Raw genomic sequence first — 12,802 nt, 5'->3', positions numbered from 1 at the left:
GGGTGAGGTAGCGGGCGGTCTCGGGGTCGTAGTAGCGGTGGAAGTTCTGGTGGAGGCCCGTCTCGGGGTCGTGGTACTGGCCGGGGAAGCGCAGCGGGATGTCGGGCGCCCCTGGTGGCGCGGGCGAGATCCTGCCCCACAGCGTGGCGCGAGGTTCCCACACGATCTCGCCGGCGTCGTCGACCAGGTGCGTCGGGGAGCCGACGAGGTCGGTGACGATAGCGTGGAACCGCCGGTCGTACTCGTCCTGTGGGCGGTCGTCCAGCGCCAGGACCTCGATCTGCAGGACGGGCTGGAGGCCGCGGTACTCCCAGGTGGTGCTCGACGTGGCCCGCAGGTCGGCGTCGACGCCCAACTGCTCGACCAGGCTCGTCCCCGACCAGACGAACTCCGTGCGCTCGGTGACGCTCCCGTCCGGGGCGAGGCGGCTCTTGGCGACGCGCCGGCCGAGCGGGTCGTAGCGGTACTCCCAGCGCGTTCCTTCGGGCGTGGTGACGGCGCTGAGCCGGTCCTCGGCGTCCCACTCGTACCGCCAGGTGTCCGGCTCCTTCGACAGCCAGGACCCGCGCCTGACGACCAGGCGCCCGGCGGCGTCGTACTCGTACCGGCGGTCGCCGGCGCGGACGACCCTGGTGCCCTCGTACTCCCGCTCGCCGGTGGAACCGGCCGCGCCCGCCTCGGCCGGCCAGTGGGCGTCGGTCTGGTTCCCCGCGGCGTCGTAGGCGTAGGACTCGGCCCAGCCCGGGGCGCTGAGGGAGGTGACCCGGCCCGCTGCGTCGAGTTCGATCTCCGTGTGTCCTGTGACGGAGTCGGTGATGCCGCTCGGGTGGCCGTCCGCGCGGTAGGCGTAGGACCGGCGGCGCGGCTCCCGGCCGTCGGTCCTGATGGTCCGCTCGGCCAGGCCGCCGCCGGGGTGCCAGCGGGACGCGACGCGGAGTCCCGGGCTGAGGCGGCGCTCGACTTCGCGGCCGAGGGCGTCGTCCACGAACTCGACCGCGCGGCCGGCGCTCAGCAGCCGCGTGGACCGCCCGTCGTCGGCGTACGTCCAGGCACTGGTGACGCCGCCCGGTGTGTGGCGCCGGGTGACCCTGCCCCGCGGATCGTACTCGTAGGCGAGGGCGCGCCCGTCGCGGATCTCGGCGAGGACCCGGCCGAGGGCGTCGCGCTCGTAGCGGACCTCCGTGTGGTCACTGGCGGCGCGCACCAGCTGCCCCGACGCGTCGTACTCGAAGACGCTGTACGAGCCGTCGCTCTCCTTGGCCACGATCCGGCCCACCGGGTCCCGGTGGTAGGCGACGCGTTGGCCCAGGGCGTTGGTGCGGCCGGTCAGCCGGCCCGCCGTGTCGTAGGCGTAGGTCAGCGCGTGCCCGTCGAAGTCGTGCTCGCCGACCAGGTTTCCCGCGGCGTCGTAGGTGTAGCGCCAGGTCGCGCCCGTCGAGTCGGTGACGGCCAGCGGCCGGCACTCGGTGTCCCAGGTGTAGGTCAGCCGCTGGCCGTGGGCGTTGGCCCTGGAGGTGAGGAGGCCGAACGGTCCGTACGCGTAGGTCACCGTCGCGCCCGTGGGGTCGGTGTACCGGACGCAGTTGCCCTCGCCGTCCCAGTCCCAGGTCTCCTCGGCGCCGTCCGGGCTCCGGTGCCGCGCGGGCCTGCCCTCGGGCGTCCAGTCCGTCTCGTCGACGCCGCCCTCCGGGTCGGTCACCCCGGTGACGCGGCCGAAGTGGTCGTACCGGTAGCGGGTGACGGCGCCGTCCGGGTCCCGGACGCTGACCGGCAGTCCCAGGGGGTCGCACTCGATGGTGACGGTGTCGCCCCCCGGGTCCGTGACGGAGGCCGGGCCGCCGCGCTCGTCGTAGCCGTAGCGGGTGACGCGGCCCAGCGGGTCGGTCTCCGCGGTGCGGTCGCCGCGCTGGTCGTACTCCCATCGCCAGGTGCGGCCGTCCGGCTCGGTCACGGCGAGGGGGAGGCCGGACGCGTCGCGTTCGACGGTCAGCCGCGAGCCGTCGGGGCGGACGACGGCCGTCGTGTTCCCGTGCGCGTCGTACTCGTGGCGGGTGGTGTGCCCCAGCGGGTCGGTGACGGTCAGCGGCCGGTCGTAGCGGTCGAACGTCCGGCGGGTGATGTTGCCCAGCGGGTCGGTCTCCGCGACCAGCTGGTAGCAGTCGTCGAACTGGTAGACCGTCGTGTGGCCGAGCGAGTCGGTGAACAGCGTGCGCCGGCTCTCCGTGTCGTAGACGATCCGGCTGTCGAGGATCCCCTCGGCGCCCTCGGTGCCGACGCAGCGGCCCTCCGGGCTGTAGGAGTACCGGTACCAGCTGTCGTTCCGGTCCCGCCAGCCGGTGATCCGCCCCTGCTCGTCGTGGCTGATCCGCTGGGGCGCGCCCGAGGAGTCGCGGATCGTGGCCAGGCGTCCCGCCTCGTCGTACCCGTAGCGCCGGAGCACCGGCTGGTCGGGGTCGCTCAACAGGCGGAGCTCCGTGACGCGGTGTGCCACGGTCGCGATCCCGACGCGGTGGCCGCCGTCGTGCGCGAGGGCGGTGGGGTCGCCGTGCGCCCCGTACTCGACGCGCACCCGGTTGGCGTGGCGGTCGCTGACCTCGGTGAGGGACAGCTCCGGGCCCGGACGCCCGGCGACGGGCCGGAACGACAGCGTCAGGCCTGTCTCCCGCTGGTGGACGGTGAGCGCCGCGCCGGGTTCACCGGACCACGCGAGCTCCCAGCGGGGGCCTTCGACCGGCAGCACCGGCTCGTCGGGGATGGGACGCGGGTAGTGGAGCGTCATCCCGTCCTCGGTGTGGAGGCGGACGCCGTCGTCGGCGAGCACCAGACGCTGGTCGAGCGTGCTGGTCCAGGACGGGCCGAAGAGGCGACCCGTGGTGACGGACGTCCGGTGGTGACGGGAGAGGACGAGGGGCAGCACCCCGGGCAGCTCGACGTCCGCGACGGACATGACCATGTCCCCGGTGGCCATGTCGATCGGGTCCGACCGGCAGAACAGGGCGGACATGATCCGGCCGCTCCCGCGAAACCCCTGGGCGAGGCCGCGCACGCCGGCGGTCAGGCCGTGCAGTCCGGTGCTTGCCAGGCCACGGATGCCGCGGGCGAGGCCGCCGAGGGTGGTGAGGCCGCGCATGCCGGGGATGCAGTCGAGGGCGGCGAAGGCGACGTCCCAGAGCGATGCCTCGCCGTTGGCGAACTTGATGAGGGTGTCGGCGAGGACGACGACGGCCGCGGCGAGGACGACCCAGGCGATGGGTCCGCCGATGATGAGCGCGATGACGCCGAGGACGGCGACGACGACCTTGCAGATGGCGACGATGGTGTCCCAGGCGTCCTGGAACCACCGGACGAGGTTCTGCCACCAACTGCGGTTCTGGATGCCGGCGTCCGAGGCGGCGTCGATGTCGTCGGCGCAGACGCGGGCCGCCTCCTCCCGCATCTCCATGGCCTGTTGGGCCAACGCCCGTGCGGCGGCGAGGCGTTCCTCGGCGGCGTCGACGCGACCCTGGGCGGAGGAGGCGGCTTCGCCCGCGGCGGTGGCGTCGCGGGTGGCGGCGCGGACCTCGGCCTCGGATGGCGGCTCCACGCCCTCGCGTTCGCCCGCCTCCCGTAACCGCTCGGCCTCCTCGCCGGCCCGGGACACCCAGTCCTGCGCGTCGGTCAACGCGGCCTGGGCGCTGGACAGGTCGGCCTGGGCGGCGATGGCGCGGTCCAGGGCCCGGTCGGCCATGCCCTGCGCGGTCTCGAGCTTCGGCCAGTACGTCTGGAGGGCCTGGGCGGCCATGTCGTAGGAGGTCTGAAGCTTCTCCAGGTTGCCGGGGACGCCGTCGAACTCGGAGCGGAAGCGGTCGGCGGACAGACCGGCCCAGTCCTGGACGGCGCGGTCCTCGGCCATGCCGCGGATGCGGCCCAGGGCCTCCCCGACGTCGTCCGCGAAGGTCTGTAACTCGTCCGCGAGTTCCCGGACCTCGTCCGGGCTGCCCGGTGTCGGGTCGGAGTCCATGTCGACAGGACTCCAGTCGGACGGTCGCGCCACGGTCTGCCCCCCGGGCCGTCTCAAGATCACCATCTGACGGTGCGTCAAACAACCGTAGGCTCGGCCGTAGCCCTCGGCAATGGCGCCTCCACGCCGTGAAGTCGGTGGCCACCGCGCGGCCGCGGCCGGGGCCCCTCTGCTAGGGCCCCGGCCGCGTCGCACCCGGCGCCCTCAGCGGCATCGGTCCTGAACCTCCGGGCGAGCTAGCGGAGTTCGTTGATGCGGGCGAGCAGGGCCTGGTTGATCCGCCGTCCCTGGTTCCAGCTGTCGCTGTAGCCGGGCAGGGAGCTGGGCCCGGCGTTGTGGATGCCGATGACCGTGGCGTTGCCGGGCCGGTAGACCGGGGCACCGCTCTGGCCGCCCGAGGTGTCGACGTTGTACCGCAGGAGGTTGGGGACGGACTGCCGGACGCTGCCGTTGCCGTTCCACTGCTGGAAGCCCTCTCCCTTCTCGCCGGGGTAGCCGCGCACCCGTACCTCGGTGCCGTCCAGCGAGCCGGAGGGGGCCCGCAGTTCCATCCAGCCCGTCGTCGAGCCGATGGTGCAGTCGAGCTTGACGATGCCCCAGTCGTAGGCGGGGTCTCCCTCCTCCTTCCAGGCGTTCGGGGCGTAGACGCTGTCGTAGGCGCAGCTGCCGTACGGCGCCAGGCTCGAACCGTCCCGGCCGGGCCAGGCCCGGAAGCCCCGGTAGTAGCGGCCGCTGCCGCCATCGGCGACGCAGTGGCCCGCGGTGACGACCGTGTCGGGCGACACCAGGAAGCCGGAGCAGTGGGGACTCATGAACCTGGTCAGTTGCACGATGGTCCGGCTCGGGAACGTGGTGGTGTCCCGGATCCGGTGCCGGTCGTCGGTGCCGATGACGGATTCCACGCCCGCGTCGGGGTTCGCCACGTCCCCCTCCTCCGGCACTCCGTCGGCGTCGGGCGGCGGCGCGAACTCCACGTTGGGCCCGGCGTCCGCGATGTCACCGGTGCCGGCGAACGCGGGAATCGAGGTCACGGACGATTCGGAGACCTCCACGATCGGCGGCAGTTCCTCGCCGTCCGCGGTTTCGCCCACCAAGGCGTAGGGAGGCAACTCCTCCCGGCTCGCCTCGTCCGCGTGCGTGGGACCGGCCGTCGCCGACAGGACGGCGACGACCGCGGTGAACCCCCACAGGCTGCGGGAGCCTAGCCGACGGCGGGTTGGCCGATGGTTGGACATCCAGTGGTCCCTTCGACTGATCGACAGGGAGGTCTGGGGGATGCGGGCGTGCGGACGGCGCACACCGCCGCCCCCTCGTCCTCCTCTGGTTGACGGACGACCCGTCACCAGGACCTTAGAAAGGTCGCATTCATCGCTCAATGTGCACGATGCTCACTTGACCGTGTCCGTTTGTGCACCGAGCTCAGAAGGGCCGGCGCGCGGTGACCGGCGCGGGAAAGTCGGTGGCCGGCGGGCGGGCGCGGCCGGTAGCTTCGGCCGGATGACGACGGTGACCAACGACGAACTCATCGCCGCGGCCGCGGCCGTGCTGCATCCGCACCGGGTGGGGGACCGACTGTTCGGGGACGTGGCCACGGTGCTGGTGACCGAGGCCGGCAACCGCTACTCCGGGGTGTGCATCGACACCCCCTGCGGGACGGGCTTCTGCGCGGAGCACGCGGCGATCGCCGCGATGGTCACGGCCCGCGAGTACCGCATCGCGAAGATCGTCGCCGTGTGGCGGCGCGAGGAGGACGGCGCCCTGCACGTGGTGCCGCCCTGTGGGCGCTGCCGCGAGTTCATCCGGCAGATCGACGAGGCCAACATCGGCACCGAGGTGGTTCTCGGCCGGGACCGGTCGGCGACCCTCGCCGAACTGCTGCCGGCCCATGAGTGGCCGAGCCCCGTCGCATGACCGTGCCGGGCCACGTCGTTGGGTACGTCGAGGACATCGCGGCGAGCCTGGCCGCCGTGCGAGCCGACCTGGTCGGCGTCTACCTGCACGGCTCCGCCGTCCTCGGCGGCTTCGACGCCGCGCGCAGCGACGTCGACGTGCTGGTGGTCGTGTCGGAGCCGGGGGAGGGGGCGGCGCGACGACGGATGGGCGAGGCGATCGCCGCGACGGCGGCTCGATGCCCGGGCGCCGGCCTTGAGTTGAGCGTCATCACGGCGGCGACCGCGCGCGAGCTCGGCGACTGCCCGTTCGAGGTGCACGTCAACACCACCGGCGCCGAGCCCGTGATCGTGCCCGGCGCCGGCCCGGGCGGCGACCTGGACCTCGTCCTGCACGCCGCCGTCTGCCGGGAGCGCGGCCGGGCCGTCCTCGGCCCGCCGCCCGCCGAGGTCTTTGGCTCGCCGCCCCGGCAGCGGATCCTCGCGGCGATGGCGGCCGACCTGCGGTGGGCGATCGACGGGGGCCAGGCGGCCTACGCCGTGCTCAACGCCTGCCGGGCGGTGCGGTTCGCCGAGGAGAGCAGGCTCTGCTCCAAGGTCGACGGCGCTCGCTGGTACCTGGCCCGCCACCCGGACGCCGCCACGGTGACCGCCGCGCTGGCCCGACACGGCGGCGACGGCCCAGGTCCGAGCGGTGAACGGGCGCTCGCGTTCGTCGAGGGGTGCGGTCTCACCAGGTGGGCCGAGCAGGGGAGATGAGGGACCTGGGCGCCGGGGCGAGGAACCCATCGGCGGGTCAGCCTCGATGCGTACGGGCGGCCCGGCGCGTCGGACCAGAGGCTGACGCCGGTGACGTCCGTGGGCTGACGACGGCCACCCCGCGCCGGAACTACGGTCCCGTGTGACAGACCGCCGGCGCCCCCCGGCGCCCCGGATCCCTGGAGAGCCGCAGAGCCATGCCGCCCACCCCCGCGACCACCCGCCGACGTTTCCTCGCCATCGTGCCGACCCTCGCCCTGAGCACGGCGACCCCCACCTCCGCCTGGGCCCGGGGCGGTCGCCCGCCGGGACCGCCGGACACGCCGGTGGGGCGGCAGTTGGCCTGGTTGCTCGAGGCCGCGCGGCGGCTGCCGGTGTCGGAGGCCGAGGCACGCGCCCACCTGGCGCCGGCGCTCTTCGAGAGCCTCGGCACCGCAGGGCTCAACGACATGCTGCGCGCCGCCGCCGGTCCCGGCACCCTGCGCCTCGACTCCTACCGGGCCCAGCGGGAGCCCCGCGCGGGCTCGGAGGCGTACGCCCTGCTCACCGGAGCGGGACCGCACCACGCGGTGCTGGTCACCGACGCGGCGGGTGCGCTGGCCGCCCTGTACCTCACCCCGCTGCCGGGCTCCTGGGCCGAGCTGGACCGGCGGATCGCGGCGCTCGGGCCCCGGGCGTCGTTCCTGGCCTCGGAGGTCGACCCGGCGGGCCGGTGCCGCCCGGTGCACGGCGTGGCGGCGGAGGTGCCGCGCCCGATGGCGTCGGCCGTCAAGCTCTACGTGCTCGGCGCGCTGGCGGACGCGGTGCGCGCCGGCGGGGCGTCCTGGGACGAACCGCTGGCGGTGCGGGAGGAGTGGCGAGTGCCGGGCGGCCCGGTGTGGGAGCTGCCAGCCGGCACCACGCTGACCCTGCGGGAGCACGCCGAGCACATGATCTTCCACAGCGACAACACGGCCACGGACCATCTGATGGGCCGCCTTGGCCGGGAGGCCGTCGAGACACAACAGCGACGCCTCGGCATGACGGACCCACGGGCCAACGTGCCGCTGCTGACCACCCGGGACATGATGGTGCTCAAGACGGCGGACTACCCCCGGCACGCCGACGCGTACACGGCCTTGGACGGCGCGGCCCGCCGGGCCTACCTGGAGCGGATCGTGGCCGGACTGCCGGTGCCGGGCTCGTCCTGGGACGAGCCGAGGCACGTCGACTCCGTCGAGTGGTTCGCCTCGCCAGGTGACCTGTGCCGGGCCCTCGCCGGGCTGTGGCGACGGGCCGGCGAGGGCGACGGGCAGGAACCGGTACACGACGCGCTGTCGCTCATGGGCACCAGGATCCTCGGCCTCGACACGGCGGCCTGGCCGGTCGGCTGGTTCAAGGGTGGGGCCGAGCCGGGCGTGCTGTCGCGGAGCGTCCTGGCCCAGGCCGCGGACGGCCGGACGTTCGCGGTTTCGGCCATGGTCAGCGATCCGGCGCGGAACGTCGGGGGCGCGACCGCCGTGTCCGAACTGCTCGCGCTTCTCGCCGGCGCGTTCCGGCTGTTGGCCGCCGGCCCAGGGAACCCGGCCGGGCGGTCCTGACGCCTGGTCGTAACCTCCGCTGTCAGTGGCGCGTGTGATCGTTCTGAGTGACAGTGTGACAGCGCGTTCGCGTGCGACGACGGGGCGAGGAGGAAGGCCGATCTCATGACGGATCTCTACGGTGTGCGGGTGTTGGCGGTCGATCCACCGCGCCGGCAGGTCCGGGTGCGGGTGACCGCCGTCTACTACGACATCGGCGACCACGCTCCGCTGCCGGACGACGCGAGCTTCTTCCTCCGGATATTCGGGGAGACGGCCGAGGACGCGCCGTTGGGCCGCGCGGTCACCCGGGAGCGGCGGCACGATGAGGGGTGGGTGGACGCCAACGCCCGGTGGTTCGTCGAGAGCGTGGCGCGGACCGCGACGCGCAACCACCCCTTCACCGAGGAGATCGAGGAGCGGCTGGCGGAGGAGGGCGTCGGGTTCCCCTGGGAGGACGGCAGCCGATTCGACGAGATGCCCCCGGAGGCCGCCGCCGAGCTGGTCGTGGCCGAGGAGATACGCGTGGGCGCCGACTACGACGTGGTGGTCACCGATGCCCGGTGGATCGAGCACCTGGCGGCGGGCGACTGGTGGCGCACCGCCAGCTACCCCACGCACGCCGACCGGCCGTTGCCCGGCGAGGCCGCCGCCATCCCCGACCTGCGCGATCCCGCCGTCGAGCTGCGGCCCTTCGGCGATCGTGACGAGCCCCACCACCTGGCGTTCTCGGACGACGGCCGCTTCCTGGCCGTCAGCGGCGAGGAGGGCGGGTTGGTGGTGTACGACGCCGCCGACTGGCGCGAGCGGCTGCGGGTCATGGCGGACGACTACGTCTCGCCCTGGCTGATGTGGGTGCCAGGCGAGCCGGTGATCACCCTCCGCCGGCTCCAGGAGGAGGGCCCGCAGTTGGCGTACGACGTGCTGTCGGGCGATCGGGTCGAGGCCCCCACGCAGTCGGGGCGGGTGCGTTCGGCCACGGGCCGGTACCGCACTCACCCCTACGAGGCCGTCGCGTACTCCGCCGACGAGTCACGGATGTTCGTCGCGGACGGCACGCGGGTGGAGGTGGTCGATCCGGCGGACGGCCGCGTGCTGGAGGCCATCGAGAACGAGGACTTCACGATCCGCGGCCTGCGGGTGAGCCCCGACGGCGAGCACCTGGCGATCTCGGGCGAGTCCCCGGGGAAGCTGGAGGTGATCATCCAGCGGGTCGGCGACCACCGGGTGGTCACCCGCCACGCGATCGGCGCGGGCTGGTACGGCCTGCAGGACTACGACCTGGCCTGGTCGCCGGACGGCCGCTGGCTGGCGGCCAACCTGAAGGCGGTGAACGGTAGGAACTGGAAGACGGACGGTGGCCGCACGCGCGTCTTCCGCGTCGGGCTACCCACCGGGCCGGCGAGCGGCCTCGCGACCGCCCACGCGGAACCGGGGTGAGCTCCGCCGCGTTCCCGGAGCATGACGCACGCGGTCTGGCTCGTCCTCGGTGGCGTGGCCGCCCTGTTCCTGGCCGACCGGCTCCTGCTGTGGATGGAGTCGCGGGGCTGGATCTACTGGCGCAGGCACAAGAGGCTTTCCGCCGTCGGCGCCGGCTTCCTGCAGGAGGGCGACCCCGGCTCGCAGGCGCTCAGGCGGGCCATGGAACAGGAGCGCGTGCGGAAGAACGTCCGGCCGGGCGACGACGACCCGCCCGTACACGTGGACCTGGAAGCCGGCATCGTCCGCATCCGCCGCACCGGCACGGACGAGTCGTCACCTCGCGGGCCGCTCCCGGACGAGCAGTCGGAGCAGGCCGGAGTGGAGGGCGGCCACGGCATCGGCGGCCGATAGCCGGCCGGCGCGGATCTCCTCTCCGGTGGCGTGGCTGAGCGCGATCACGGCCGCCACCTGCCAGGAGAGCGCGGGCGACGGGTCGAAGTCCCCGTCGGCGCGGCCTCGTTGGAGCACCCGCGCGATGCGGTCGGCGATCGGCGCGTGGCGGGTTCTGTCCTCCTCCGGCGGCGCCGGGCGAGCCGCGAGCCGGAGCAGGGCCGGGTGCTCCAACGAGGCGCGCCAGGCCGCGTCGAGGACGCGGAGCAGCGCGGCGGGCGCCGGGCCCTCGTCGGGGCGGGCGGCGTCCATCGCCTCGGCCACCCGCTCCGTCATCCGGTCGACGACGGCCGTGAGCAGGTCGTCCCGTGAGGGGAAGTGGGCGTAGACGGTCTGGCGGGTGACGCCGGCCGCGTTGGCCACGGCGGCCATGCCCGCGTCGGGGCGCTCGCCGAGGAGTTCGATGGCCGCGTCGAGAACGGCGGCACGGCTGCGTTCGGCGTCGGCGCGGCGCCGCGGGGAAACACTCAACTCTTACACCTTGTCAAAGTTGACGGTCGCGCCGTAATTTTACAAGGTGTAAGAGTTAGTGGAGTCCCGCACGCCTGGACGGAGCCGCATGAAGCCGCTGGCACAGAACACCCCCGAGAAGTTCCTCGCCGACTTCCTCATGACGTTCCACGAGGAGGTCGTGCGCGGCGACCACGACCCGTCCCCCGCCATGGCCCGCTTCTACACCCCGGACATCGAGATGATCAGCGACGGCGTCCGGCTCGACTGGGACAAGCTCGTCGCCCACATCCACCCCGTCCGCAGGAACCTGGCGGAGGACGATGGGGCCGGCTTCGACGTCCACGAGGCGCTCGCCGACGGCGACCGGATCGCGGCCCGGCTCACGATCCACGCGCGGATGCGCCAGAAGCGGGTCTCCACCGAGGTTGTCTCGTTCTACACCTTCACGCCGGACGGCCTGCTGCGGCGATCACACGGCGTCACTCGCTCCCTGGGGCGCTCGTGACCGGGACCACCGCCACGACCTTCGGCGTCGTCGGCATGGCCTGCCGGAGCTGTGCCGCGCTCGTGACCGGGGAGGTAGAACGCGTCGACGGCGTCACGTCGGTCGCCGTCGACGTCGAGGCCGGCTCGATGACGGTCACCAGCCGACACCCCGTCGACCCGGCCGCCGTGCGCGCCGCCGTGGAGGAGGCCGGCTACCGGCTCGCGGCAGTTCACCCGGCCGGGCAGCGTTCCCCGCGTGCCTGACCTGTCAGCGGACCGGCCGCGGCCTGCGACCGCGCCGCGCTTCAGGGAGCTCGTTCCAACGAAGTACGGAGCCTCAGCTGGGAGTTCGAGACGGAGCATGGTCCCGGCGAGGCGTATCTGCACCACGACGGCACCTGTTCTACATGGACCTCGGGCAGGAGGACGCCGTCCGGTTGGTGCTCGCCTTCCGTGAGCTGGCCCCGGCAGACCTCGACCTGGTGTTCTGCGATGAGGGCTACACCTTCGACGTACCGCTGCGTGCCGGAACCACCGGCGATGACCCGCACGTTCCTCCTAGAGACGCGCCAGGTTCAGCGCGCGCTGCAGGGCCCTGATGGTGGCGGGGCCCCAGGCGCCGTCCACGGTCAGGCCGGCGTTGATCATCCGGTTCAGATGCCGTTGCAGGGCACTGACCGTGCCGGGGCCCATGGCGCCGTCCACGGTCAGGCCCGCGCTGCTCCAGGTGTTGAGGTGGCGTTGCAGGCCCCGGACCGAGGCTGGGCCCCAGACGCCGTCGGCGGTGACGCCGATCGTCCGTTGGGTGGCGGTGATGGTGGCGGGCCCGAAGACGCCGTCGACGGCCAGCCGTGCGCCCTCGTCGAGGTAGGCGTTGTAGGCGGCCTCGGTGGCCGGGCCCCACAGGCCGTCCGCGGCGACGCCGACCGTGGTCTGGAGCCAGCGCACGCCGGCGTCGGTGAGTGGCCCCCAGACCCCGTCCACCGTCAACTGTGGGCTGTAGCCGAGGCCGTTGACGGCCGACTGCTGAGCCGCCACCGACCGCACCGACGACATGCCGCCGCCGGAGCCGCCACCGGTGAACGCCTTGTAGGCGGCCTCGGTGGCCGGGCCCCACAGGCCGTCCGCGGCGACGCCGACCGTGGTCTGGAGCCAGCGCACGCCGGCGTCGGTGAGCGGTCCCCAGACCCCGTCCACCGTCAACTGTGGGCTGTAGCCGAGGCCGTTGACGGCCGACTGCTGAGCCGCCACGGTGCGCACCGACGTCATCCCTCCGTGGGCGTTGCCGGTGCCGTCGGTGATCGGCAGGTCGTCTCCCTGCATGCCCCCCTGCACCCACGCCCGCAGGGCGGAGCCGGGGCACTGGGTGGACTGACCTGACAGGCCGCCGTGCCAGGTCTGGGCCAGGGTCCTGCCGGTGAGCTCGTTGGCGCGGTTGTACAGGGCGCGGATGGCGGTGGCCGTGCGGGCGGTGGCCTGCCCGTCCTGGCCGATGAAGCACACGCCGATGTGGGTGGTGTTGTGCGGGGCCGCGTGCGCTCCCAGGACGTTCCAGCCGCGCCCCTCGAAAATGCGCCCGGCGGTGTCGACCAGGAAGTTGTAGCCGATGTCGTCCCAGCCGTTGGAGTCCATGTGGTAGATCTGGATCTGCCGCGGTGTCTGGGTCGGCGGGCCCGCCGAGTAGTGGACGGTGAACCCGGTGCGGGCGCTGGGATCCACCCTTTCCACGGCGCGCGGCGGGCGGGCGCCCCACTGGCTGCGGGGCTGGATCGACAGAACGGGTG

General features: G+C 73.4%; 11 protein-coding genes. 7 read left to right on the top strand and 4 right to left on the bottom strand.

Features of this window, described 5'->3' with window-relative positions:
* Together E1265_RS23565 and E1265_RS23560 are read right to left on the bottom strand one after the other, a co-directional pair.
* The coding region (locus E1265_RS23565; protein ID WP_132933000.1) for a DUF6531 domain-containing protein at positions 1-4,000 on the bottom strand (4,000 nt) is incomplete at its 3' end.
* A gap of 236 nt (positions 4,001-4,236) precedes the next feature.
* Positions 4,237-5,235 (bottom strand): serine protease, encoded by a 999-nt coding sequence (locus E1265_RS23560; protein ID WP_132932999.1) that lies wholly within the window; start codon positions 5,233-5,235, stop codon positions 4,237-4,239.
* A 262-nt stretch (positions 5,236-5,497) separates the two neighbouring features.
* Here E1265_RS23560 and E1265_RS23555 point away from each other — a divergent pair, with 262 nt between their 5' ends.
* The 5 genes from E1265_RS23555 (at position 5,498) to E1265_RS23535 (ending at position 10,040) form a co-directional block, all read left to right on the top strand.
* Entirely contained in the window at positions 5,498-5,911 is a 414-nt protein-coding gene (locus E1265_RS23555) for a cytidine deaminase (RefSeq protein ID WP_132932998.1), read from the top strand.
* Positions 5,908-6,648 (top strand): aminoglycoside adenylyltransferase domain-containing protein, encoded by a 741-nt coding sequence (locus E1265_RS23550; RefSeq protein ID WP_132932997.1) that lies wholly within the window; start codon positions 5,908-5,910, stop codon positions 6,646-6,648. The genes E1265_RS23555 and E1265_RS23550 overlap by 4 nt, the downstream gene beginning before the upstream one ends.
* Positions 6,649-6,845: 197 nt before the next feature.
* The gene (locus tag E1265_RS23545) at positions 6,846-8,228 is read left to right on the top strand and encodes a serine hydrolase (protein ID WP_132932996.1); all 1,383 of its coding nucleotides are present in this window, start codon (positions 6,846-6,848) and stop codon (positions 8,226-8,228) included.
* Between the two features lie 105 nt (positions 8,229-8,333).
* Entirely contained in the window at positions 8,334-9,647 is a 1,314-nt protein-coding gene (locus E1265_RS23540) for a WD40 repeat domain-containing protein (protein ID WP_132932995.1), read from the top strand.
* Between the two features lie 21 nt (positions 9,648-9,668).
* The gene (locus E1265_RS23535) at positions 9,669-10,040 is read left to right on the top strand and encodes a hypothetical protein (RefSeq protein ID WP_132932994.1); all 372 of its coding nucleotides are present in this window, start codon (positions 9,669-9,671) and stop codon (positions 10,038-10,040) included.
* Here E1265_RS23535 and E1265_RS23530 read toward each other — a convergent pair.
* Complete coding sequence (locus E1265_RS23530) at positions 9,963-10,550, bottom strand: TetR family transcriptional regulator (protein ID WP_132932993.1); 588 nt, start codon at positions 10,548-10,550, stop codon at positions 9,963-9,965. The two genes, E1265_RS23535 and E1265_RS23530, sit on opposite strands and share 78 nt — an antisense overlap.
* A gap of 88 nt (positions 10,551-10,638) precedes the next feature.
* Between E1265_RS23530 and E1265_RS23525 the strand changes: the two genes are divergently transcribed.
* Positions 10,639-11,037, top strand: a complete 399-nt coding sequence (locus E1265_RS23525; RefSeq protein WP_132932992.1) for a nuclear transport factor 2 family protein — start codon at positions 10,639-10,641, stop codon at positions 11,035-11,037.
* A complete protein-coding gene (locus E1265_RS23520; RefSeq protein WP_132932991.1) occupies positions 11,034-11,282 on the top strand; it encodes a heavy-metal-associated domain-containing protein in 249 nt (82 codons plus the stop codon). Before E1265_RS23525 ends, E1265_RS23520 begins: the two co-directional genes overlap by 4 nt.
* Before the next feature lie 294 nt (positions 11,283-11,576).
* Here E1265_RS23520 and E1265_RS23510 read toward each other — a convergent pair.
* Positions 11,577-12,802 (bottom strand): peptidoglycan-binding domain-containing protein (locus E1265_RS23510; protein WP_207931176.1); only part of this gene is annotated, 1,226 nt, incomplete at its 5' end.

The organism is Streptomyces sp. 8K308 (genome assembly GCF_004348315.1).
Lineage (GTDB): Bacteria > Actinomycetota > Actinomycetes > Streptomycetales > Streptomycetaceae > Streptomyces.
This window is presented reverse-complemented; position numbering and strand designations above follow the sequence as displayed.

Excerpts from the sequence above, each read along its gene's own strand:
- E1265_RS23555 (WP_132932998.1), top strand. The coding sequence starts at position 5,498 with ATGACGACGGTGACCAACGACGAACTCATCGCCGCGGCCGCGGCCGTG.
- E1265_RS23560 (WP_132932999.1), bottom strand. The coding sequence starts at position 5,235 with ATGTCCAACCATCGGCCAACCCGCCGTCGGCTAGGCTCCCGCAGCCTG.
- E1265_RS23525 (WP_132932992.1), top strand. The coding sequence starts at position 10,639 with ATGAAGCCGCTGGCACAGAACACCCCCGAGAAGTTCCTCGCCGACTTC.
- E1265_RS23550 (WP_132932997.1), top strand. The coding sequence starts at position 5,908 with ATGACCGTGCCGGGCCACGTCGTTGGGTACGTCGAGGACATCGCGGCG.
- E1265_RS23545 (WP_132932996.1), top strand. The coding sequence starts at position 6,846 with ATGCCGCCCACCCCCGCGACCACCCGCCGACGTTTCCTCGCCATCGTG.
- E1265_RS23540 (WP_132932995.1), top strand. The coding sequence starts at position 8,334 with ATGACGGATCTCTACGGTGTGCGGGTGTTGGCGGTCGATCCACCGCGC.
- E1265_RS23535 (WP_132932994.1), top strand. The coding sequence starts at position 9,669 with ATGACGCACGCGGTCTGGCTCGTCCTCGGTGGCGTGGCCGCCCTGTTC.